The organism is Klebsiella sp. HN106, assembly GCF_051209435.1.
GTDB classification, from domain to species: domain Bacteria; phylum Pseudomonadota; class Gammaproteobacteria; order Enterobacterales; family Enterobacteriaceae; genus Klebsiella; species Klebsiella oxytoca.
Genome location: NZ_JBLURD010000001.1, coordinates 305655 through 329048 on the forward strand (window position 1 = coordinate 305655; position 23394 = coordinate 329048).

Consider the following 23394-nt stretch of genomic DNA (forward strand, 5'->3'; position numbering starts at 1 on the left):
GTTATACGACATTCGCTTTTTGATTACAATGCTGTGAACTTGCCGAAAATTGGTGACACTGTCACGTTAAGACACTGCGATAAATGGCCGTTGTGCGTCATTTTGGCCCGGTGGCGGCTGGCGTCTTGCCGGGCGCAGAACGGCCCGATTCTCTTTGGCCGGGCAAGGCGTCAGCCGCCCCCCCGGCAAATATTATTTATGGATTAATGGAAATCGACCCAGCGGGCGCCACTGTCTGCTGAACGTACGCAGTTCTCAACCCAATGCACGCCGAGCGCACCGGCTTTGGCATCCGGGTACCAGAAGTTTTCCAGCAAAGCAGTGTCGCAACGATCGGTAGCATCCATGGCGATGGCGAAGCGGCGGTACAAATTCGACCAGGCCTCAAACAGCCCTTCGGGATGGCCACCGCCGATCCGGTCATCGTGCAGAGCCAGCGGGTCCAGATAGGGCATACCGCGTTCGAGAATGCGCACCGGCTCGCCCTGAATCTCATAGCGCAGCTGATTCGGCTGTTCATCCCACCACTCAAGGCTGGCTTTTTCTCCGACGATACGGACTTTCTGCCCGTGCATTGAGCCGCTGTTGACCGCCGAGCACCACATCGAACCCACGGCGCCGTTGTCGTACTCCATCAGCACATGCGCGTTATCCTCCAGCGGCGCGCGGCTTTTGACAAAGCTCTGGCGGGAGCACATCAGGCGAGTGATATTGAGCTTCGGCGCCATGGTCTCCGCCAGAAACAGCGGGTGAGTGGCGAGATCGCCCAGAACGTAGCTGGGGCCAACAAACTTCGGGTCCACTCGCCAGCGGGTACTGGGGTTTTCCTGCTCCACAGGCTGGTTATGAAAACCGTGGGCGAACTGCATATTGATAATGCGGATCTCGCCCAGCAGCCCCTGCTCAATCATCTGCCGCGCCTGCAGAATCAGCTGATGACCGGCGTAGCCGTAAGTCACGCCGACGATTTTGCGCTGTTTTTCGCTCAGGGCCACCAGCGCATCGGCCTCTTCGCCGGTAAAACAGAGCGGTTTTTCGCAGACCACATGCAATCCGGCCTCCAGCGCTGCGCGGCAAATGGCGTAGTGGGTATTGTTCGGCGTAGCGATGGAAACGGCTTCAATACCGTCCTCCCGCGCGGCCTCTTCGCGAAACAGCGTTTCGTAGTCGGGGTAACAGCGCCCGGCCTCCACGCCCAGCTGCTGGCCAAACTCACGCCCGCGCTGAGCGTCAATATCGAAGGCCCCTGCCAGCAGGGTAAACGTGCCGTCGCGCAGCGCCGCGGAGCGGTGAATATAACCAATCTGGCTGCTTCCGCCGCCGCCCACCATACCCCAGCGTAACGACCGGCCAACAGGTTTAATACCGTTAATCATGTTTCATCTCCCGATTAAAAACCAACCGAATGCAGGTAGCGCAGGCTTTCCGTGACCGCCTTAAGGCTGCCCTCGACGTTGCGCGGGTCGCGCTCTTGCTCAATGGTGATCCAGCCTTGATAGCCGCGTTTGTCGAGAAAGGCGCGCACCGCCGGATAATCAATGGCGCCGCTGCCGAGCGGACACATCACGCCCTCCGCGCAGGCAGAGAAGAAGTCGATACCGCGGGAAATTACGCTCCTGAATACCTGCGGATCGACATCTTTAAAGTGCAGGTAGTCAAGGCGTTCAAAATGGCGATCCAGCCAGCTGATGGGGTCCATACCCGAATAGAAGAGATGGCCGGTGTCGAGACACAATCCGGCAACATCATGGGGGATTTGCGCCGCGAGCAGGTCGATTTCGTCGGCAAACTCGATGCAGCCGCCGGCGTGAGGATGGATAACCGGACGAACGCCGTACTCCTGCCACGCCAGTTGGCTGATGGTAATAATATGGCCGATCATCCGCTGCCAGTCGGCGGGAGAGAGGCGGGGCGCCAGTTCGCTGTGTCCGGCGTATTTCGCCCGCAGCGGATTGCCAAAATCAATAATCACCAGATAAGGCGGCTGGAAGAGGTTGCCCGGCGTCTTTTCCGCCGATGGAACCTGCGACAGGTTGCGGCAAATGTTATGCGTCAGTGCGACAATGTTCGCAAAGTTCTCTTCGCTGACCAGATCGTCAAAGATCGTTCCGGCCACCAGCGACAGCCCCTGTTTATTCAGCGCGGCGCTGAGTTCATCGGCTCGGGTCGGCAGATAGCTCCACGGCCCCAGTTCAATACTTTTATAACCGGCCGTCGCCGCCTCTTCCAGCACCTTGGTCCACGGCGGCAGGTAAGGATTTTTGGGATCATCGACGCCCCAGCTGCACGGCGCGTTGGCAATATGTATGGTCATGATGGCTTCCTTTTCAGATGAGGAGAAAACATGACCAGTATTGAATGAAAATTTCATCTTCAACAATCATGAAATTTAAATTCTTTGATGGAATTCAAGGTTTATTTTGATGTCTTAATTGATAGTTTTTTATCAAATATAGCGCTGAAGCGGAGCGCGGAGAATATACCCGCGCTTTCGCCGATCAGAGGTTTTCTTTGGTGAGTAAATCAAAAGGCTGCAGGGCGTTAATAAACGTCGCCTGCGGCTGGTGAGCGCACTGGACAAAGGCGTCGACGGTCGCTGAGGCGAATTCGGCAAGCCGATGAGCCAGCATGAGATCGATTGTCCCGTCGATTAGCGCCAGCTCGCCGTGGTCTACCGGGCCATGACAAATCAGCGTGACCTGATGCTGACGCTGATGCGCATGCAGCGCGGCGATAATCCCTTCCACGCCGCCGCAGGGCGCGTAGATGGCCTCCAGATCGGGATAACGCTGCAGCATCTCCTCCGTCACCCGGCGGGCGATATCGGCGCGTTCGTGGCTGCGTACAGGCTCCAGCACCCGGTCGCCTTTGCCATGTTCGCGCAGGTAGGAACGGAAACTTATCTCGCAGCTTTCCTGACAAATAAATCGGTTATCGCCGACGATAATGCCGATTTCGCCGCTTCCATGACACAGCCTGTCCACCGCCCAACCGGCGGTGCGGCCCGCTTTCTGATTATCCAGCCCAATGTAGCCGGTGCGTTGCGGGATGCTCATATCGGAGAGCAGGGTAAAGACGCGCACGCCTTTATCAACGGCCTGAGCAACGGCATGGCGGATAAGCGGATTATCCAGCGCCACAATACCGATTGCGTCAACCTCTTCGCTGAGGCGGGCGATTGCGGCAACCATGTCGTCAATGGCGTTAATGTCATAATGCAGAAACACCGGCGCCTGTGCCGGACTATGCCAGGGCAATGCCGCCTGCTCAAGCGCCTGCGCCAGCTGATGGTAAAACGAGTGCGACTCCTGCAGCAGGATGAACCCCATTCTCAGCGGGATCGCCGACTGACCGGCTGCCAGCCGATACTGCGATTGTTCGAGCGCAAAGCCTAAGCGCCTGGCGGACTCAAGCACTTTACGTTCGGTGCTCTCTTTCACGGGAGTTCGTTTATTCAACACTCTGTCCACCGTCGCGATACCGACTCTGGCGTCTCTGGCTATATCCTTCATGGTGACTTTTTTCGCTGACATTGTTCTCTTCCTGTGAGGTGATTGATAAAAATCTATCATTATTGTGGCGGATAAAAAGCGAAGCCACTCAGGGTTTATGCAAATCAGCAAAATGACCCGCTTCATTGAGCTGGTATTCAGGCGCCAGGGTCTACACTAAGTGCATCCCCATTATGGAACAGGATGTCATGACTTATTCCCTCTCAAAAAAATTCCTTACCGCCACCTCTGCGCTGCTATTGCTTTCCATGAGCGCTGTTCCGGCTAGCGCCGCTACCGACAGCACCGATGCCGTCTCTCCGCTCAGCGCGGAGAACGGGTTAAGCGAAGCGGCTAAGCAATATTTTCTGCGTTATCCTTCCCACAGCGGCGTGAACGGTAAAACCGCGCGCGAAGATACCGCGGCGGTCTTTATTCCCTTTGGCGCCACGCCGGAAGGGGGATGGCCGGTGGTGGTCTGGGCTCACGGTACCGTTGGCGTGGCGAATCACTGCGCGCCGTCGTTAAACCCGCGCAGCGATCGCGATAAGCAGTATCTGAACACCTGGCTGTCGCTGGGCTATGCGGTGGTCGCGCCGGATTATGCCGGTCTGGGCTCGTCCGGGCTGCACCACTATCTGAACGCCCGCGGCGAAGCGTGGAGCGTACTTGACAGCGTTCGCGCCGCCCTGAAACAGTTTCCGCTCAAAAATGAACTTATTCTGGTAGGACAGTCGCAAGGGGCGCATGCCGCCTTCGCCAGCGCCGGCTATCAGCCGCAATATGCACCCGAGCTTAATATTCGCGCAACGGTGCTGACCGGTACGCCTTATTTTGAAAAAGGGACCACCGCAGCCGACATTCTTCCGCCGGCAGGCGGCAAAGCGCCGAGCGGCGGCGATCCGAAAATTCCGTATATTTTCTATATTTATCTTTCAGCTGCCGACAGCAACCCGCAGCTCAATCCCGCCGACTATTTCCAGGACAAAGCGCTACCGCTGCTGAAAGAGGCGAACCATTTATGCATTACGCCGCTCAACGATGAGGTGATGAAGGCCGGTCTCAATGCGGCGAATGCCCTCAAGCCGGGAGTGGATTCGCTGTTAAACGCCAGCGTAGAAACCATGCTCTACCCGACGCTAAAAATCGATCATCCGGTATTTATCGGTATAGGCAGCGTCGATATCAACGTCCCGACGGCGATGCAAAAACGCTTTGCGGATGCGGTTAAAAGCGCGGGAACCCGGGCGGACGTGCATATTTATGAGGGGCTGGATCATAGCGGAACGGTTAACCCGTCATTGCGCGACTCGGTGCCGTTTTTGATTAAGACGCTCAACGATAAGCGGTAATGGCGAGGGTCGATGAGCCGCCCTGAGCGATGGGGCGGTTCAGCGCAGGTATGACGTCGATTACCAGTATTTGGGGATCAGATAGCCATACATAACGACCGCGACAACAATCATCAGCGTAATAATTGCCCAGTCTGCTTTTAATGATTTTACTGCCTTCATAAGTTCCTCTTTTTTCGATGAATCACCGGGTAACGTTACCGCCGCCGCCCGCACCGAAAGGTGATGAAGATCACACAATAATATTTGTCGTACAAATAAAGTGTGTCGATTTTTAAATATTGTTAGCAATATTTTGTCCGCTCATTCGTCTACCTCTGCACAGGTTACTATTCACAAGCGTTATGAGGTATACAAAGCATGAGAGATTTCGACAGGCGCGAGCAGCGCCATCAGCACCGTTTTGGTGACCACAGAATGGCAAAACCGCTTCTCATCGGCGCGGCGTTAATCATCGTTCTCGGGCTGCTGGTCATGTCGCTATGGAATGCGCTACTGCCCGCTATCCTTGGGGTAAAGAGCATCGGCTTCTGGCAGGCGTTAGGTCTTCTGGCGCTGTCGCGGATCCTGTTTGGCGGTCTCGGTTTTCGCCCGGGAATGTTCGGTATGGGACACGCGCGGCGTCGAATGCATGAACGCTGGATGAAGATGAGTCCCGAGCAGCGCGATGAGTTTGTACAGCGCTTTGGTCATCGCGGGCATCGTGGCCACTGCGGCTGGCGCGATCGTCGTAGCGAAAATGCGCCGCAGCAGGAGCCTGCGGTGAAAAATACGGATCCCGAGTGAGCGCAATGAAAAACGGCATCGCGACGCCATCGCGGCTGATTTCCGCTCTCGACGCCTGCCGGACGAAGCTGAAGGCGTTTATTCGCGCCCGGATCCCGCAACGGGATGAGGCGGACGATATCCTGCAGGAAGTGACTTATCAGCTGATCCGCGTCGAGCAACCGGTGGAGAATATTGCCGCCTGGCTGTTCCGGGCCGCGCGAAACGAGATGACCGACAGGGCGAGAAAAAAGCGTGAGCTGCCGCTGGCAGGCGATTTCAGCGAGGAAGAAGAGGGTGCCTTTCCGGAGGATGAGCTGGCCGAGACGCTATTTGGCGTTGCGCAAACGCCGGAGGAGGCGTATCTGAAAACGCTGCTCTGGGAGGCGGTAAACCAGGCGCTCGCGGAACTGCCGCCCGCCCAGCGCGAAGCATTCGAGAAAACCGAACTGCAGGGCTACAGCTATCGGGAGCTGGCCGAAGAGACCGGCGCAAGCGAGCAGGCGCTGCTGTCGCGTAAGCATAAAGCGGTACTTTACCTGCGAACCCGCCTGCGCGCGCTGTATGACGATCTGCTCGCCGATTAGTCTTTCTTCGGCCTCTGGCGCGGGGCCGAAGACCTGGTCTTTATCCGCTTAGCAGAATAAGGGCGGCGACAGGCCTGAAAGTGGCTGCGTAAACCTGGATTATGGCCCGTAGCCCCAGGCCTTGAGAAAGACGGTAATCGCGCACTCCGCGAGCTGTTCCAGCTTCTCCGGCTCCACCGCTTTTTGCGCAATTAAGGCCCCCGGCAGCGGATAGCCCATAATCGCGCCGAGAAACGCCGTTGCTTCGAGCTCCGGATCGCTGATGGTCAGCAAACCTTCGTTTTTTTTCTGCGCCAGTATCTCGCTCAGTGCCTGCAAAACGCGCCCTGAGGGGCGCTGTTCGAGCGTGACGTAGAGTTCGGGCTTTTGCACCAGCACCTGGATCAGCAGGCGTTGAAAGTGAATATTCTCCGGCGCATAAAAGTGCGCTTGCACCACTTTCGCAAACCCGCGCAGCAGCGCGGGAAAATCCTGCTGACGCTCCTGCAAAAGCTGGCGCAGAGGCGGCTGCATGGTGTCATTGAGAAACGCAAATGTCTCCAGCAGCAGCGCGTCTTTACCGCCGGGGAAATGACTGTAGAGCGTCGGCCGCGAGGTTCCCGCTTCGGCGGCAATCGTATCCAGCGACACATCAAGCCCGTGCCTGAGAAACAGCTCGCGGGCGGTTTGTAAAATGCGTGGGCGGGCTTTCATTGGCCGCCCGCGTTGATTTCCCATCAATTGAGTCCTTACCGTTTGCGCCCTTTAAGGCGCATCATTCCTTGCTGTACCAGCAGGAAAAAGAGTGGAACGAAGAGCAAGGTCAGCAGCGTCCCGGTGAGCATACCGCCGATCACCGCGGTGCCAATCTCTCGTTGGCTGGAAGCGCCGGCACCGGTAGAGAGTACCAGAGGGATAACGCCGACAACAAATGCAAGTGAGGTCATAATGATGGGGCGTAAGCGCAGACGAGCGCCCTCCAGCGCCGCGTCGGATAAGGTTTTTCCTTGCTGAAACTGCGCCAGCGCAAATTCAACGATCAGAATCGCATTTTTGGCGGAAAGCCCCATGGTCGTCAGCATACCGACCTGGAAGTAGATATCGTTTTCATATCCGGCGAGCAGCGACGCGCTCACGGCCCCCAGAATCCCCAACGGCACGATCAGCAGTACGGCGACCGGAATCGACCAGCTTTCATACAAGGCGGCCAGACACAAAAACATAAAGGCCAGCGAGGCCAGATATACCCATAGCGTTTGCACTGAAGAGGCCTGCTCCTGCCAGGACAAACCGCTCCATTGCAGATCAAACCCACTCAGCGTGCCCACCAGTTCGGCCATTTCCGCCATCGCCGAACCGGAGCTGACGCCCGATGCCGCATTGCCCTGGAACTGCACGGCTGACAGTCCGTTAAAACGCTGAAGCATCTGCGGCCCGGTGGTCCAGCGCCAGGATGAGAAGCTGTCGAAGGAGGCCATGTTGTTGCTGTCGCCGCGGACAAACCAGGCGGATAAGTTTTCCGGCGTCGAACGCCAGGCTGCGTCTCCCTGCATGTACACGCGCTTGACGCGCCCGCGATCGATAAAGTCGTTAATGTACACGCCGCCCCAGGCCGCAGAGAGAGTGCTGTTTATCGCGGCCTGATCTAACCCCTGGGCCTGCGCTTTCTGTCTGTCAACATCGACCTGCAGCTGCGCCTTCTCCTCCAGGCTGTTAATGCGCACCGCATCCAGCTCTGGCTGTTGTCTGGCGGCAGCGAGCAGGGTGTTTTGCGCCTCGATGAGCGACGGGCTGCCGTTTTGCGCGCTATCCTGTAGCCAGAGTTCAAAGCCGCTCGACTGCCCGAGCCCGCGCACAGTGGGTGGCGACATCACGCTGATGCTGGCCAGCCGGGAGGTTTTAACAAAGTACTGGTTCGCCCGGGCAATGATCGCCTGAGCGCTGTTCTGTTCTCCGGGACGCGCATCCCAGTGCTTGAGTTCGGCGAAGGCCATGCCGACGTTCTGCCCGCTGCCGGCGTTATTTCTGCCGGTAACCATAAAGATGACGTTGAGGTTATTCTCTTCCTCGCTCATGAAATAGCGGCTAATTTCCGCGCCGACCTCTTCGGTCATCGACATCGGCGAGCCGGAGGGAAGCGTAAACTGAACCATCACCGCGCCCTGATCCTCTTCCGGCAGAAAGCCGCCAGCCAGTTTCTGATACTGCCAGAGCATCAAAAACGTCAGCGCCAGGGCCAGCAATACAAAGCGGAAGGGGCGGACCGCTATCCGCCGGAGAATCGCCAGGTAACGATTCTGAGTGGCGGCGACGCCGCGGTTGAAACCGGAGAAGAACGGCCCTTTTTTAAGATGGCCGGGTTTGAGCAGATGGGCGCACAGCGTCGGCGTCAGGGTCAGTGCGACCAGCGCGGAAAGCACCATCGCCGAAACGATGGTCACGCTGAACTGCCGGTAGATAATCCCCACCGAGCCGCCGAAAAACGCCATCGGGATAAAAACCGCCGAGAGTACCAGCGCGATGCCAATCAGCGCGCCGGTTATCTCATTCATCGAGCGCAGCGTGGCTTCAAGCGGGGTAAGATCCTCTTCCACCATCAGGCGTTCAACGTTCTCCACCACCACGATAGCGTCATCAACCAGCAGACCGATTGCCAGAACCATCGCGAAGAGGGTGAGCGTATTGATGCTGTAGCCCAGCAGGCTAAGGATGCCGAAGGTACCGAGCAGGACGACCGGCACCGTGAGGGTCGGGATCAGCGTTGCCCGCCAGCTCTGGAGAAAGAGATACATGACCGCCACCACAAAAAGAATCGCCTCAATCAGCGTGCGCACTACGCTTTCGATAGAGACCGTCACGAACGGCGTGCTGTCGCGCGGATAAGCGGCGACAACGCCCTGCGGAAAGCGGGGCGTCAGGCGTTCGACTTCTGTCCGGATCTTCTCCGCCGTCTCCAGCGCGTTGGCCCCGGAGGCCAGCTGAATTGAGATTCCGGCTGAGGGGAAACCGTTGAGCGTGGTTTGGTTTTGATAGTTTTCCGCGCCGATCTCCACCCGGGCGACATCGCGCAGATAGACCACCGAGCCGTCGCTGTTGGTGCGCAGAATAATGTTTTCAAACTGTTCGGGATGCTCAAGGCGGGACTGCGCGGTGACCGTCGCGTTCAGATACTGCCCCTCCAGCGTAGGCAGTGAACCAATTTCGCCGCTGGTGACCTGAGAATTCTGCGCCTCGACGGCGGCCTGCACGTCGGAGGGCATCAAACCGTAGCCGTTCAGCTGCAGCGGATTGAGCCAGATGCGCATTGCGTACTGGGCGCCGAAAACGGTCGTTTCCCCCACGCCTTCCACCCGGCTCAGCGGCTCCTGCAGGGAGCTAACGAGAAAGTCGCTGATATCAAGGCTGGTTAGCGTTCGCGTTTGATCGTACAGGGCCACCACCATCAGGCTGTCACCCTGTGACTTGGTTACCGTAAGGCCTTGCTGCTGCACCTCTTGAGGCAAACGCGTAATGGCCTGATTAACGGCATTTTGTACCTGCACCTGCGCCATATCGGGATCAATGCGTTGATCGAAACTGAGACTAATACGCGCCTGGCCTGCTGAACTGCTGCTGGAGGAAAAATAGAGCAGGCCGTCGATGCCTTTAATCTGCTGCTCCAGCACCTGGGTCACGCTGTCTTCAACGGTTTCAGCCGAGGCGCCGGGGTAGTTGGCGGTGACGTTGACGCCGGGAGGAGCAATATCCGGATATTGTTCGACGGGCAGGGTCAGCAGGGCGAAAGCGCCGGTCGCCATAATACAGATAGCGATGACGGCGGCAAAAACCGGGCGAAACACAAAAAAGCGAGCCAGCATCGTTATGCACCTACGGTCAGTTGAGGGATTCTTGTAGCGCAAACACGGCCGGCGGTTCGCTTAGCCCGGGGGATGGGGGAAGTGCCGGCGTGGGTGGAGCCGGTAGCGCCGCATCCAGCGCCCTCGACAGAAAAAAGCGGCTGATTTCAGAACATGCAGTCGTACGCTGGTATTCACCCCACAGAAAGTCATAGGTCTGAATGCTGAAAATATTCTGCTGCAGTAAAAAATGCAGATAGCGTTGGCGCTGCTCCGCCTGCTGGCTAACGAGCAGGGCGTGACATAGCCTGGCCTGAGCCGGTTCATCTACACGTGAACATGCCGCCTGAATCTGCTGATCCTGCGTAGCCAGACTCAGCAATGCGGCCTTCGCTACGCAGGAAAGAAATGATAATCCAATGAAACAAAAGAGCTTTGCCCATCTTCCTTCGTTGAACATCCGCCTTACCCCGTCAGTTTATTTACTTTACAGTAAAGTAAATAAACTATTTAAACAAGTACCCATCTGTACGAGGCGAAAATGGGTAAAGCGGAGGGAATGATGAGCAGAGGAGCTCTGCTCAGGCTCAGAACATGCCGTTGCCGCTGGCGGTTTTCTGCGGAACGTTCTGGGTCACGTCCCAGTGCTCAACGATTTTATGCTGTTCATCAACGCGGAAGATATCGATAATCGCCCGCGTCACTCCCGGCTCGCGACCGGTTACCTCCACGTGGAGGATCACATGATCGCCGTCGACAAAGGCCTGCTTGATAACGCTGCGCGAGTCGGGATATTTACTCTTCAGGAAGGCGATAAACTGCTGAAAGCCTTCAACGCCGTCTTTCGCCATTGGGTTATGCTGTATGTAGCGGTCTCCGAGATAGGGCCTGGCGGCGGCAAAGTCCTTGTCATTTAACGCTTTGTTATAAAAATCAATGACGTTCTTCTTATTCAGCTGTTCGCTTTCACTGTTGCCCGCAAAAACAGCGGGCGACAGGGTGCAAAACAGGGAAAAGGCGATGAGCGATTTTTTCAACATACATCCTCCGGCGGTGATTGTAGTAACAGGCATCTGGCCTGTCAGGGGGAATCAGCCTCCCCAGCGGCCTTTGAGGTAGTTAACGGCCTGCTGGGTCTGCGGCTGATTAAGGTAATTCTCTCTGAACAGAATAGTGCCCTGAATTTGCGGCATGGATTCATTCAGATCAAGCTGCTTTTTCAGCTCCGGCACGCCGCCGCTAATCATCCAGTCAGGCTCGCTCTTTGACGGTTCGCCAACTTTGTACAGCGCCACGCCGATATAAAGCCGGGTGTGGGTAGGCTTCACCACCTCAGCCCACCAATTTGCCAGCACATCGTAGCGCGCGGCGTCGCGGGCGAAGGGCCAGTAAATTTGCGGCGCGATATAGTCCAGCCATCCCTGCTGAACCCACAGGCGGGTATCCGCGTAAGACTCATCGTAGGCCGCCGCGCCGCGGGTATCGGACCCGGACGGATCGTGAGAGCGATTGCGCCAGACGCCCGCCGGGCTGACGCCGAATTCTACGGCGGGGTTCAGCTGCTTGATAGTGCGGGAAACCTGCTCAATCAGCAGCTGGGTATTGTGCCGCCGCCAGTCCGCTTTGGCAGCAAAGCCCTGGCCATACTGCTGGAACGTCCGATTGTCGTTCAGCTTCGACCCCGGCGTTTCGGTATAGAAGTAATCATCGAACTGGACGCCGTCTACCGGATAGCGCTCTACGACCTCTGCCACGATGCTGGTGATCCAGTCGCGCACTTCCGGGATCCCCGGGTCGAGAACGAAACGGTCTCCGGAGGTACGGATCCACTCCGGATGCAGGACATAGACGCTGGCGGGAAACTGCGAAAGGGTACTGTTAAGCTCGGTGACGGTTTTGGGGCGAGTATTGACCGAGACGCGATAGGGGTTGAACCATGCATGAACGCGCATGCCGCGCTTATGGGCTTCATCCAGCATAAACTTTAACGGATCGTAGCCCGGGTCCTCGCCGATTTTACCGGTCAGCATATCGGACCACGGCAGGATCTTCGACGGCCAGAGCGCGGTGCCATCAGGTTTCACCTGGAAAAAAACGGTATTGATACCGAGGCTTTTTAAATTATCCAGCTTGGCAATCAGCGCCTGCTGCTGCAGGGCGATGCGGCGATCGGCGGTAATGCCGCCGTTCACGGATTCCAGCGGCGGCCAGTCGAGGCGCGAGACGGTAGTCAGCCAGACGCCGCGCACCGGCTCGTGGCTTTTGGGTAACGTCGGCTGCTTTGTCGCGGGCGGCAGCGGCGTGACAAGAGAAACGGGCGGTTTACTGCCGCAGTGCGACAGCAGCAGCGCTGCAGCGATAGCTACGGCGGATGCTTTTACTTTTTTCAGGATGCTATTACGGGAGTGAATCGTCATATTTGCCAGCATTTCTGGTCAGCGCACAAAGAAGTCATTTTCGTATTATTCTAGTTTAAGTCAATAATTTAGCCATAGACAGCGCCGCTTTTGCCTCAGCAAATTTCGCGGCCAGTCGTCTGCGCCATCACGCAACGGCTGGCCATGATATATCATTGATATGCATTAAAACTTGATCGGTTCAGGGCGAGTTTAAAAAGGATTTGTTAAAATCTGGCCAAACAATTGACCGCCGGCCCCCGATGGCGAGTCTAACTGGATTAGCATAATGAACTACTCATCGTCACGCCATCGTCTGTGGATAATCCTATTTCTCATGGCATTAATCAGCCTTGGCACCGGTCTTTGCTACTGGCAGATGCAAAAAAAGGTGGATAAGGATATCCAGTCACGGCTGCAGCAGGCGATAGCCAGCCTTGATGTGACCGTTTCCCACGCCGAACAGGCCGCCGACCTGGCGGAACCTTTTATGGGAAAAAACTGCAATGAGAACGTCCTGACGGAGCTGCGCACGCTGGTGGCGACCATTCCCGACGTGCGCTCGGTAAATTTAGGGCGGGATAACGAGATCTACTGCACTTCGGTTTTTGGCGGACGCAAATTTCAGTTTGATAGTACTCAATATACCCAAGGGTCGTTGCAGTTATTCCAGGGGAACGATATTACGCCGTCTCATCCGTTAATGGTGTATAGCGAACAGGACGACCGGGGGAATACCACGCTGATAGGTATTGATGGCTATTATTTATACAATATTTTATCCGTTCTGGATGGCGATGCTCATCTGTATCTTCAGGTTGGTAATCGGGTAATGAACCGCAAAGGGGAAGTCACCACGACGCCGAAGATCAAAATTCCCGTGCGTCTGACCTCTGAGCAATTTAATTATTCGGTCATTGCCGATCGCGGCTTTGCCTCCGGCGCAGTCGCATTTATCCGCTATGAACAGCATACCCTCATCGCCATTCTTCTCGCCTCCTTGCTGCTCGCCTTTTTGTTCAGAAACTATCTCCGCTATCGGCAGACGATTGAGTACCAGCTGAGGAAGGCGATCGAGCTGAAGCAGCTCAAACCGTATATTCAGCCGATAATTAACGATGAGGACGGCGCCATTATCGGCGGCGAGGTGCTGGTACGCTGGGAACATCCCAAACAGGGATTTATTGCGCCGGATAAATTTATCTCCGTTGCGGAACAGACCGGTTTGATTAAAGACGTGACGGCGATTTGCTTTGCGGAAGTAAGCCGACAGCTCCGTCGCCAGCAGTCCCTGCTCCCTAAAGGACTCTTTATTTGCTTTAACACCAGCTCGGTTAACTTTCAGGATGACGAAATAGTCCAACTCTGCCAGACGTTTATCCAGGAGCTGAAAGAGGCGGAAGTTCGGCTCGTCCTTGAGATAACCGAGCGGGAGTCGATTGAAAATACGCTGCAAACCTCGGAGGTGACGGATAAGCTGCGGCGCATCGGGATTCAGTTTTCGTTGGATGATTTCGGTACCGGTTACGCAAACTACAGCTACATCCAGCAATTTAATCCTGAGATTATAAAAATCGATAAGGTGTTTACCTTCAATATCGTCACCAATAATGCTTCCGCGCTGGTGGTCAAGAATATGGTGAATCTGGCGAAGAAGTTTAACTGTCAGATTATCGCCGAAGGCGTGGAGGATAAGGAGCAGCTTACAATGCTCAGGAATATGGGCATCGCTATTTACCAGGGCTACTACTTCTCACAACCGGTGCCGGTTGGCGAGTTTATCAAAATGCTGCCACGTTCATTTCGCTAGTCAGGAAAGGGCTGGTTTGTTCGATCACAAACAGGAAATTAAAAGGTGATCGACTCGGCAAAACCGAATCGTAATTTCCTGTTTCACCTGAAAATTTGTCATCATTGAGGAACAACTCAACAACACGGAGGTTGTCTTGTTCGAATCTCACCTGAATATTTTTATCCGCGCGGTTTTCGTTGAAAATATGGCGCTCAATTTTTTCCTTGGCATGTGTACTTTTCTCGCTATTTCCAAAAAGATCGATGTCGCATTTCGGCTCGGGATCACCGTGACGGCGCTGCTAGCCATTGCGACGCCGATTAACAACCTGATTTATCATCACCTACTGAAAGAAAATGCCCTGATTGAAGGCGTGGATCTTAGTTTTCTCGATTTCATCACGTTTATCGGCGTCCTTGCGGCGCTGGTGCAGATCCTGGAGATGGTGATCGACAAATATTTCCATGCGTTAAACCATGCTTTAGGGCCGTTTCTGCCGCTGTTGACCATCCACTGCGCCATTTTTGGCGCGACCATATTTATGGTGCAGCGTGAATACAGCTTCCTTGAGTCGCTGACTTATGGCACCGGATGCGGTATTGGCTGGACGCTGGCGATTGTGGCGCTGGCTGGCATTCGCGAAAAGCTGAAATATGCCAATATGCCGAAAGGGTTACGCGGATTAGGCAGCGTGTTCATTACCGCCGGACTCATGTCGCTGGGCTTTATGTCGTTCGCCGGTATTTCCCTGTAAACAGAAGTCGGGAACCATGAGAGAGAGCGTCTGGCCTGACGACGTTTTACCGAAATTCTGCCGTACACTTTTGGGCGCGCACGGCAGAAGAGGGCGCTGGCGGGCGATGAATGCGCGTCGCGGGTTCATCGCACCGGGCTTGCTGGCGGATTTCAGGGGTAGTTGAAAGCCTCTGGATGGTTTTCCAGGCTGCCGCTCAGGGCTGCAAAGAGTACCGTTTTCCCATCGATGGATAATGGATCGCTAACGTTAAGCCAGATCAGCTTTTCCTGGGAGGTCTTTTCGTCAACGGTGGAAAAAACTCCGGACATTTGTCTGGATTTTTCCGACCACAGCACCGCGAGCCGCTCCGCAGCGCAATCGTGAGGTTTGCAGACGCTGAGCACCTGATAAACATCCTCGCCAAGCTTTACCGTACGCGCGGGCGTGGTCGTGCCGCCTGAACTGACCCAACCGGGCAGGTGATGTCCTTTGAGCATCTGATTAAACGCGGCGGGCTCCTTTTTGGCGAGGCTGTTCAGCGTAATATCGTCCTGTGCCATAGCGTTTGCTGACGTCGCCAGAATAGCCAGCGCGGTAAACATTTTAAGCATAATAATACTCCTGTGATCTTTCCGATTCCGTTTAACGCCTGTTAATCATGGCTCTGGTTGGCGGTGAATGCAAATTTGCTCAGCTGGCTTCTCTATATTCCGCAAATGGTCGGAAAGTGGTGATTTCATTTCTTATGGTTTTGTAAAAAAGAATGTCACTATAGAATGCGAATTACTTATAAAGCATATAAAACCGGCAGTGATTATTACTATCGCGAGCTTTTATTCAACATTTTCGTGCCGTTGGTTGAATCACCATTAAGATAACGCGTCAATAATGGCTCAATCACTGTGCTTATTCGCTTGACCGCTAACGTATAATAGAATCCAGACTATTCTGCTGTTATTTTTCGGTAAATTATTGACGGTGTCATTTCACAAAAGAAAATTTGATCGCCGGCATCGCGCTTGTTAAAGTTCGCGCCACTTTTCAGGAGGGTATGATGAAAAAGACTCAATTCATTATCGCGTGTTCTTTAATTATGGCTTCAGGCTCTGCCCTGGCAATGGGTTTTACCGCTGAGCAGGGGAAAAACTTTACCAATCTTAATATGGAAATCGGTAAGAGTTCTTCCGGCCTGTATGCGGAAAGTAACTGGATTAAAAATACTCATGACGGAAGTCAACTTGGCGGCGTCGGCGTTGGCTACAATCTTGCGCTGGGTCCGCTCACGGCGAATATTGGCACAAAAGCCGTATATCTCGGGCCGAAGAAAGGGGACAACGGCGTCGCCTTCCCGATTGGCGGCGGCATCGATCTGGCGCTGACTGACAGTATCCATCTGTACGGCGAAGGATATTCCGCGCCGGAAGGGTTAACTAACAGCGTTAAAAATTACGTCGAAGCGAATGGCGGAATTAGCTGGACGCCGCTGACGCCGCTGACTATCAAGGCTGGCTATCGTCACGCGAGCGTTGATGGAAAAGATGGCCGCCCGGGACATACCATCATTGATGGCGCTTACGTAGGCGCTGGCGTGACTTTCTGATATGACGGTCGGGAGCGTGGGCTCCCGACATATTACTGAGTGCTGAGAAAATCTCAAAAGGCGCTTTCAGATGCTTAGCTGTTTTTGGTCTGTACCCAAAAAGCGTGAATGAGCCCTGGAATGTAGCCGAGGATCGTCAAAATAATATTGAGAATAAACGCCCAGCCAAACCCTTTTCCCAGCAATACTCCCAGCGGGGGTAGAATAATCGTTAAGACAATTCGCCAGAAACCCATAATATCTCCCTGTGTTGTTAGCTAAATTATTACTATTTTAGTGGCTGACGGTATTTTTGCAAATTTTAGCTTTTTAAATCATAAGCCTGCTAACTTTTCTGAGTTTCAAATACTACATATTTAATAAATTTAAAAGCGCTAATTTATGCCAGATATCTATATGGGATTATTCCAGGTTATTGCTTAAATTATGTTCTTCAAAGCTCAGTGGAAAATTTGTACGGAAGAGGGGGGAATTACGCGCAATGATAGCCTGCCGGGTGGGTTAAATTGCGCTACACTGCCCGTCCAGGGGATAAGATATTGACGGCGGGGTTACATGGACAACATCGTTCTTCAAAAGGTCATCGCCATCTTTCTGATGGTTTGGTGGGGTTGGGATATTCTGAAAAGAAAAAAGAAAAAGCAGAACCCCGATCCCCTTATTGCGCAGGCAAACGCTGCGGAGCGCTATCAGTGGCGCTACTTGCGTTGGGGATGGCGGCTCTTGCAATTCGCCTGTGGCGGGTATTTGCTGATAATGATGGTCACCTTTCTGTTACGCTAGCGCTGGCAGGTGAAAAGAGAGCCGCTACCGCGGCTCTTTTGCTGACCAGGCACGTATCCGGAGGAGTTGCGCGCCAACTCTTTTAGGCTACGCCGGTACCGCCATCTGAGCACCAGACCTGACCCGAAGCGTAGGAGCAGGCGTCGGAAGCCAGAAGGACGTAAAGCGGCGCAATCTCAACCGGCTGTCCCGGTCGGCCAAGCGGCGTATCCTCACCAAATTTTTGCACCTTCTCCTGCGGCTGGCCGCCGCTCGACTGCAACGGTGTCCAGTAAGGGCCAGGGGCAACGGCGTTAACGCGAATACCGCGCGGGCCAAGCTGCTGCGCCAGGGATTTAGTAAACGCCACGTTGCAGGCTTTGGTCTGGGCGTAATCCAGCAGAATCTCGCTGGGTTTAAACGCCTGCACGGAAGAGGTATTGATGATAACCGCCCCCGCAGACAGGTGACGGAGGGCGGCTTTGGTTATCCAGAACGGCGCATAGACGTTGGTTTTAAAGGTGGCATCAAACGCAGCGGTGCTCAGCTGTTCAATGGATTCGCAATACTGCTGTCTGCCGGCATTGTTCACCAGAATATCCAGCCCGCCCAGCTCGGCTACCGCTTTTTCAACCAGGGTGTCGCAAAAAGATTCAACCCGAATATCGCCGGGAATGGCGACGGCTTTTCGTCCCTCGGCCTGAATCAGCGCGATAACGGCAGCCGCGTCCGACTCTTCTTCCGGCAGGTAGCCGATGGCGACATCCGCGCCTTCACGCGCATAGGCGATAGCGACAGCGCGGCCAATACCTGAATCACCGCCGGTAATAAGCGCTTTTTTTCCCGCGAGCTTCCCGGAGCCGATATAGCTGGTCTCACCATGGTCGGGAAGGGGCTTCATTTCAGATGCCAGCCCTGGAGCCTGCTGCGGCTGCTCAACAAACGGCGGAAGAGGATAATGTAGCGATGAATTATTTCCTGTTGTCATACCGGCCTCCTGATAAATGAAATTTAAGATTAGCCAATCGTTGTGATTGAGCGAGCAAAAAGCGTAAACCAGGAATAATTAACTTTGTAAAACCAGGAATTATTTACCTGACATTAGTTCAACATGTAATACCAGAACAGCGCAATTTCATCTTTTTCCGCTAAAGCGTTGTAGAGATATCGATCGTATCCTCCGAGAGTAAAACCATAATTTCGATAGAAGAGGCAGGCGGGCACGTTAACGTTCTGCGTCTCAAGCTTTAATCCCGCAGCGTTCATACTGCGGGCCCAGATATGGGCGGCGGCCATGAGCTTGTTGGCCGCGCCGGCTCTGCGATGTGAGCTTTCAATGGCAATATAATCGACGGAAATAAACCTGTTCCAGCTCAGAGATGCGGTGATGAAACCGGCCACCTGTCCCGCTTCGGTTTCGGCAATCAGGAATATTGCATCCGGATTAATACAGTGGTTTTCCAGCGTCTGGATATCCAGCTCATAGGTTTTATTATAAGCGCAGGGAAGTGTCTCAATTTTCAGATCATTATTGATGAAAGGGCCTCTGGCAACCTGGCTGACCGTGAAGGAAAAATCACAATATTCGAGGCGAGCAAGGTCAGAATTTAATCCTTTACGAATCTGCATAGCATTCCTTATTTTTTAGCGATTTATTAATGATAGACAACGTCGTTAAAAATAACAGTCAGGCCATCAACAGCGCATTCGTCCAAACCTGGGCTAATCTTATATTTCATGCTGCATTTCCTGCAGGTCGTTTGAGGACATTGAATGGAATCCATATCGTTTAAAAAGCATTGGGGGGCGGAATTCATTTCCGCGGATATTGTCCGCTTTCGCGTCTGGGCCGAAGGTCAAAAGTCGATGACGCTTAGCCTGAGACACCGGGATATTGCGATGGAAGCCGTGGGAAATGGCTGGTTCCAGATCGATGTCCCTGGCGTTAAGCACGGGGATGAATATCAGCTTCGTTTAGCCGACGGCCGCCTCATTCCCGACCCGGCCACCCGCGCGCAGCGCGATGATGTCAATGGCCCCTCAGTAGTGATCGATCCCCGACGCTATCAACCGGTTAACCGTGACTGGAAAGGGCGTCCCTGGGAAGAAACCGTGATATATGAACTTCATCCGGGCACCTTTACGCCAGAAGGCACCTTTGTCGCCGCTATCGAAAAGCTCCCCTGGCTGGCAGAGTTGGGGATCACCCAGATAGAGGTTATGCCGGTGTCTCAGTTTGGTGGTTCGCGCGGCTGGGGCTACGACGGGGTACTACTTTATGCCCCGCATTCAGCTTATGGTACCCCGGAGGATTTTCACGCCTTCATCGATGCCGCTCACGGGTTAGGGCTTTCGGTGGTTCTCGATATCGTGCTGAACCATTTTGGTCCGGAAGGCAACTATCTCTCTTTGCTGTCGCCGGGCTTTTTTCATCAGGACCGAATGACCCCCTGGGGTAATGCCATCGCCTATGAAAACGAGGCCGTACGTCAGTATATTACCGACGCGCCGCTATTCTGGCTTACCGAGTATCAACTTGATGGGCTGCGCTTTGATGCTATTGACCAGATTGAAGATCGCTCCGCCCGGCACGTGCTGATAGAAATAGCCGAGAATATCCGCGCGGCTATACCCGACCGCCATATTCACCTGACGACGGAAGATAGCCGTAACGTGATTTTCCTCCACCCGCGCGATGAAAACGGGCACACACCGCTGTTTACCGCTGAATGGAATGATGACTTCCATAATGCCGCGCACGTTTTCGCGACCGGTGAAACCCATGCGTATTATCAGGATTTTGCGCATCAGCCGGCAAAGAATGTCGCTCGGGCGCTGGCGGAAGGATTTGTCTATCAGGGGGAGATCTCTCCACAAACCGGGCAACCTCGCGGCGTCTCCTGCGCCGTTCAGCCACCGCAGTTCTTTGTCGACTTTATTCAGAATCACGATCAAACCGGGAACCGAGCCCATGGCGAAAGGCTTATCTCCCTGGCCGGCGCTGAGAAAACGCGCGTGCTGCTTGCCGCATTGCTTCTCTCTCCCCACATTCCCTTACTGTTTATGGGCGAAGAGTATGGTGAAACCCATCCTTTTCTATTTTTTACCGATTTTCAGGGTGCTCTCGCCAAAGCGGTAAGAGAAGGGCGGGCAAAAGAGTTTGCCGGACACGCAGGGCATGATGCCTCCGTTCCGGATCCGAACGATCCTCAAACCTTTATCCGCTCTAAGCTCGACTGGCAGAAGGCGGCAAGCGAGGAGGGGAAATCCTGGCTGCGCTTTACCCGCAACCTTATCTTACTGCGCCATCGCTATATCGTCCCGCTGCTCGCGGCAGAGGGCGCCGTGGAAGGCAGGATCCTGCACGCGGCGGCGCATGCGCTGGCGGTGAGCTGGCGCTTCCCCGACGGGACGCTCTCCGTGGCGCTGAATATCGGCGCGGACCCCGTGACGGTGCCGGAGATACCGGGAGAGGTCATTTTTAGCTGGCCGGAGCGGCAGGAAGCGTTAACGCCAAACAGCATTGTTGTCCGTTTTGCACATGGAGAAGCTTCATCATGATCCCTTCCGCAACCTATCGTATTCAATTCCGTAATGGTATGACCTTCGATCGCGCGGCGGCGCTGGCCCCGTATCTGAAAGCGCTGGGTATTAGCCATCTTTACGCGTCGCCGATATTTACGGCGACCACCGGCTCCACCCATGGCTATGATATTACCGATCCAAACGAAATCGACCCGGCTATTGGCGGGCGCGAAGGATTTGACCGGCTGGTAAAGGCGCTGCAGAGCGCACAAATTGGCCTGATTCTGGATATTGTCCCCAACCATATGGCGACCTCTCTGGAGAATCGCTGGTGGCGGGACGTCATTGAACAGGGTAAGCACAGCGCCTGGGCCAATTATTTCGATATTGACTGGACGCGTCCCGTTACGCTGCCGTTTCTGGGGGATACCTTTGAGGCAGAGCTGGAGAGCGGGGCGCTTGAGCTTAAGCGCGATCCTGAAACGGGGAAACCGGCGTTCGTCTATTACGACCAAGCCTGGCCGCTGAATCCTGAAAGTCTGGCAACAGGTGAGCAACTACTAACTTCGCCGGATCGCGACGCGATTGTGGCGCTGCACGAGGCGCAAAGCTGGCGGCTGATGTCGTGGCGGGAAGCGCCCAGACAGCTCTCCTGGCGGCGCTTTTTCGAAATTACGGGCCTGATTGGCGTCAGGGTCGAAGAACAGGCGGTATTCGACGATACCCACCGTCTTATTCTTGAACTGGTACATGCCGGTATCGTCGATGGTCTGCGCATCGATCATATCGATGGGCTTGCCGACCCATTAGGGTATTTGCAGCGTCTGCGCCAGGCCGCCGGGCCAGAATGCTACATTACGGTGGAAAAAATTCTTGCGAAAGGCGAGCAGCTTCCCGCTGATTGGCCTGTCTCCGGCACCACCGGATATGAGTTTATCGCTTCGCTGGCTGAAGTGCTGGTGGATGACAATAATCTCGACCAGCTGCAGCAGGTGCATGACGAAGCGCTCGGCGGCGCGGTAGATCGTCACCAGGCGCTGCGTGAGGCGAAAGGGCTGATGGCGGATCGCAACTTTGAGGGCGAATTTACCACTTTGTTGAGGCTGGCCATCGAACTGGCGCAGCGTAATAGCATGGAGGTTGAAAGCGAAGCGCTGCGCCACGCATTACGTGAACTACTGCTGGCCTTTCCGGTATATCGCACCTACGGTACCGCTGAGGGGATGAGCGCCGAGGATATTACGCTATTAAACCGGGTCGTCGATCGGGTTAACGCTCGGGAAAACCGCCCCGATCCCAGGGCCCTTGAGGTCATTATCGCTATCCTGACCGGCAATTTACAAACAAGTAGCCTCGATGCCGCCTCGCTTTTCAGGACCCGTTTTCAACAGCTGACAGGGCCGTTAATGGCTAAATCGGTCGAGGATACGCTGTTCTTCCGCCATAACCTCGATCTGGCGCTGAATGAAGTCGGCGCGGATCCCACGCCGCGCGCTTTCTCGCTTTCTCGTTTCCATCAGGAGATGCGTATTCGCCTTGCTCGCCAGCCCGACGCGCTGCTGGGCACTTCGACGCACGACACTAAACGCGGGGAGGATGCGCGCGCCCGTCTGTATACCTTAACGGAAGCTCCGCAGCTGTGGGCGACCAATCTTGCGCGCTGGCGTCAGATGAATCAAACCCTGGTGCGTTTTTTGAACGACGGTACGGCGCCGAACGCGGCAGATACGTGGATGATCTATCAGGCGCTCGCCGGCGTGTGGCCTGCAACGTTGCTGCCTGACGATAGCGCAGGGCTGAAAGCCCTCGAAGAACGTTTTCTCGCTTTTATGGAAAAAGCGCTGCGCGAGGCTAAGCAAAGAACCGACTGGATCGACAGCAATGAAAGCTATGAAAGCGTCGTACTGAACTACGTTCAACAGCTGTTTTCTGCTGATAACGCGCTGTTTCTCAATGATTTTTACACCTCCCTGCAGCCTTTTGTCCGTGCCGGTCTGGTGAACAGCCTTAGCCAGACGGTCATCAAACTGACTGCGCCTGGGGTACCGGATATTTATCAGGGGAGCGAGGCGCTGAACTTTAGCCTCGTCGATCCGGATAACCGCCGTGAACCTGACTTCGCCGCCCTGGCACAACATCTTGATAGCGGAAGCGCGGAACTGTTTCATCATGAAAGCGCATGGCGAGACGGACGGTTGAAGCAATTCGTCACCGCTTCGTTTCTCAGATTAAGGCAGCAGCATTCCGCGCTCTTTCATTATGGTGACTGGGTACCATTAAAAGTCGCGGGTGAAAGAGCAGATAATTTTATCGCCTACGCGCGTATCAAAGACGAGGAAGCCCTCATCGTGGTGGTTCCTCGGCTGGTGTTTGACGTGGCGGCGCACGGGTTGGTCGAGTCATCGGCGCAACTGTGGGGCGAGACGGCAGTATCGCTCCCGGAAGATCTGGCCGGAAGGCGTTATTGCGATGCATTAACCGGTGAAAGCCGTCTGGTAGAAGAGACGCTCGATCTGGCGTCAGCAACCGGGTGGTTATTGACACTTATTAGTGAAAAGGAACGTGGGGAATAA

General features: G+C 54.8%; 22 protein-coding genes. 9 read left to right on the plus strand and 13 right to left on the minus strand.

Annotated elements, in window-relative coordinates; genetic code table 11:
• Positions 1-203: 203 nt before the first annotated feature.
• From ACSIPU_RS01435 to ACSIPU_RS01445, 3 genes are all read right to left on the minus strand, one after another.
• Positions 204-1376 (minus strand): Gfo/Idh/MocA family protein, encoded by a 1173-nt coding sequence (locus ACSIPU_RS01435; RefSeq protein WP_023320943.1) that lies wholly within the window; start codon positions 1374-1376, stop codon positions 204-206.
• A 14-nt stretch (positions 1377-1390) separates the two neighbouring features.
• Entirely contained in the window at positions 1391-2314 is a 924-nt protein-coding gene (locus tag ACSIPU_RS01440; RefSeq protein ID WP_023320944.1) for a TIM barrel protein, read from the minus strand.
• A gap of 184 nt (positions 2315-2498) precedes the next feature.
• Positions 2499-3533 carry a LacI family DNA-binding transcriptional regulator gene (locus ACSIPU_RS01445; RefSeq protein WP_016809028.1) on the minus strand — a complete coding sequence of 345 codons (1035 nt, stop codon included), beginning with the start codon at positions 3531-3533 and terminating at the stop codon, positions 2499-2501.
• A gap of 167 nt (positions 3534-3700) precedes the next feature.
• Between ACSIPU_RS01445 and ACSIPU_RS01450 the strand changes: the two genes are divergently transcribed.
• Complete coding sequence (locus tag ACSIPU_RS01450) at positions 3701-4843, plus strand: alpha/beta hydrolase (protein ID WP_004102018.1); 1143 nt, start codon at positions 3701-3703, stop codon at positions 4841-4843.
• A 60-nt stretch (positions 4844-4903) separates the two neighbouring features.
• On the opposite strand, the gene ykgR is transcribed toward ACSIPU_RS01450, so the two are convergent.
• Positions 4904-5005, minus strand: coding sequence for a small membrane protein YkgR (gene ykgR, locus ACSIPU_RS01455; protein WP_004102022.1), 102 nt, complete (start codon positions 5003-5005; stop codon positions 4904-4906).
• Positions 5006-5203: 198 nt separating this feature from the next.
• Here ykgR and ACSIPU_RS01460 point away from each other — a divergent pair, with 198 nt between their 5' ends.
• Both ACSIPU_RS01460 and ACSIPU_RS01465 read left to right on the plus strand, forming a co-directional pair.
• Positions 5204-5629, plus strand: a complete 426-nt coding sequence (locus ACSIPU_RS01460) for a hypothetical protein (protein ID WP_004112965.1) — start codon at positions 5204-5206, stop codon at positions 5627-5629.
• A gap of 5 nt (positions 5630-5634) precedes the next feature.
• Positions 5635-6195 (plus strand): RNA polymerase sigma factor, encoded by a 561-nt coding sequence (locus ACSIPU_RS01465; RefSeq protein WP_023320945.1) that lies wholly within the window; start codon positions 5635-5637, stop codon positions 6193-6195.
• Positions 6196-6294: 99 nt separating this feature from the next.
• On the opposite strand, the gene ACSIPU_RS01470 is transcribed toward ACSIPU_RS01465, so the two are convergent.
• From ACSIPU_RS01470 to ACSIPU_RS01490, 5 genes are all read right to left on the minus strand, one after another.
• On the minus strand, positions 6295-6912 hold the full coding sequence (locus ACSIPU_RS01470; protein WP_004112966.1) for a TetR/AcrR family transcriptional regulator: 618 nt from the start codon (positions 6910-6912) through the stop codon (positions 6295-6297).
• A gap of 11 nt (positions 6913-6923) precedes the next feature.
• Positions 6924-10031: a multidrug efflux RND transporter permease subunit gene (locus tag ACSIPU_RS01475; RefSeq protein WP_016809024.1), complete on the minus strand. Its 3108-nt coding sequence runs from the start codon at positions 10029-10031 to the stop codon at positions 6924-6926.
• A 16-nt stretch (positions 10032-10047) separates the two neighbouring features.
• A complete protein-coding gene (locus ACSIPU_RS01480; RefSeq protein ID WP_224226829.1) occupies positions 10048-10392 on the minus strand; it encodes a hypothetical protein in 345 nt (114 codons plus the stop codon).
• 205 nt (positions 10393-10597) lie between these two features.
• Positions 10598-11050, minus strand: coding sequence for a nuclear transport factor 2 family protein (locus ACSIPU_RS01485; RefSeq protein WP_049094753.1), 453 nt, complete (start codon positions 11048-11050; stop codon positions 10598-10600).
• 51 nt (positions 11051-11101) lie between these two features.
• Positions 11102-12427 carry a glycoside hydrolase family 10 protein gene (locus ACSIPU_RS01490; protein ID WP_196557578.1) on the minus strand — a complete coding sequence of 442 codons (1326 nt, stop codon included), beginning with the start codon at positions 12425-12427 and terminating at the stop codon, positions 11102-11104.
• Between the two features lie 268 nt (positions 12428-12695).
• Between ACSIPU_RS01490 and ACSIPU_RS01495 the strand changes: the two genes are divergently transcribed.
• Both ACSIPU_RS01495 and nqrE read left to right on the plus strand, forming a co-directional pair.
• On the plus strand, positions 12696-14216 hold the full coding sequence (locus ACSIPU_RS01495; RefSeq protein ID WP_023320946.1) for an EAL domain-containing protein: 1521 nt from the start codon (positions 12696-12698) through the stop codon (positions 14214-14216).
• 136 nt (positions 14217-14352) lie between these two features.
• The gene (gene nqrE, locus ACSIPU_RS01500; protein WP_004102040.1) at positions 14353-14952 is read left to right on the plus strand and encodes an NADH:ubiquinone reductase (Na(+)-transporting) subunit E; all 600 of its coding nucleotides are present in this window, start codon (positions 14353-14355) and stop codon (positions 14950-14952) included.
• Positions 14953-15104: 152 nt separating this feature from the next.
• Here nqrE and ivy read toward each other — a convergent pair whose 3' ends face one another.
• Positions 15105-15545, minus strand: a complete 441-nt coding sequence (gene ivy / locus ACSIPU_RS01505) for an Ivy family C-type lysozyme inhibitor (protein ID WP_032728257.1) — start codon at positions 15543-15545, stop codon at positions 15105-15107.
• 443 nt (positions 15546-15988) lie between these two features.
• On the opposite strand from ivy, the gene ACSIPU_RS01510 reads away from it, so the two are divergent.
• Entirely contained in the window at positions 15989-16534 is a 546-nt protein-coding gene (locus ACSIPU_RS01510) for a YfaZ family outer membrane protein (RefSeq protein WP_004102044.1), read from the plus strand.
• A 74-nt stretch (positions 16535-16608) separates the two neighbouring features.
• On the opposite strand, the gene ACSIPU_RS01515 is transcribed toward ACSIPU_RS01510, so the two are convergent.
• Positions 16609-16770, minus strand: coding sequence for a YqaE/Pmp3 family membrane protein (locus ACSIPU_RS01515; protein ID WP_004102047.1), 162 nt, complete (start codon positions 16768-16770; stop codon positions 16609-16611).
• Positions 16771-17089: 319 nt separating this feature from the next.
• Between ACSIPU_RS01515 and ACSIPU_RS01520 the strand changes: the two genes are divergently transcribed.
• Positions 17090-17317: a hypothetical protein gene (locus ACSIPU_RS01520; RefSeq protein ID WP_016809020.1), complete on the plus strand. Its 228-nt coding sequence runs from the start codon at positions 17090-17092 to the stop codon at positions 17315-17317.
• An 82-nt stretch (positions 17318-17399) separates the two neighbouring features.
• Here the strand turns inward: ACSIPU_RS01520 and ACSIPU_RS01525 are convergent, their stop codons facing one another.
• Complete coding sequence (locus ACSIPU_RS01525; protein WP_004102064.1) at positions 17400-18284, minus strand: SDR family oxidoreductase; 885 nt, start codon at positions 18282-18284, stop codon at positions 17400-17402.
• A gap of 113 nt (positions 18285-18397) precedes the next feature.
• A complete protein-coding gene (locus tag ACSIPU_RS01530) occupies positions 18398-18925 on the minus strand; it encodes a GNAT family N-acetyltransferase (protein ID WP_004112983.1) in 528 nt (175 codons plus the stop codon).
• Positions 18926-19069: 144 nt separating this feature from the next.
• Between ACSIPU_RS01530 and treZ the strand changes: the two genes are divergently transcribed.
• Together treZ and treY are read left to right on the plus strand one after the other, a co-directional pair.
• A complete protein-coding gene (gene treZ, locus ACSIPU_RS01535) occupies positions 19070-20857 on the plus strand; it encodes a malto-oligosyltrehalose trehalohydrolase (protein WP_032728258.1) in 1788 nt (595 codons plus the stop codon).
• Positions 20854-23394, plus strand: a complete 2541-nt coding sequence (gene treY / locus ACSIPU_RS01540) for a malto-oligosyltrehalose synthase (protein ID WP_049094750.1) — start codon at positions 20854-20856, stop codon at positions 23392-23394. The genes treZ and treY overlap by 4 nt, the downstream gene beginning before the upstream one ends.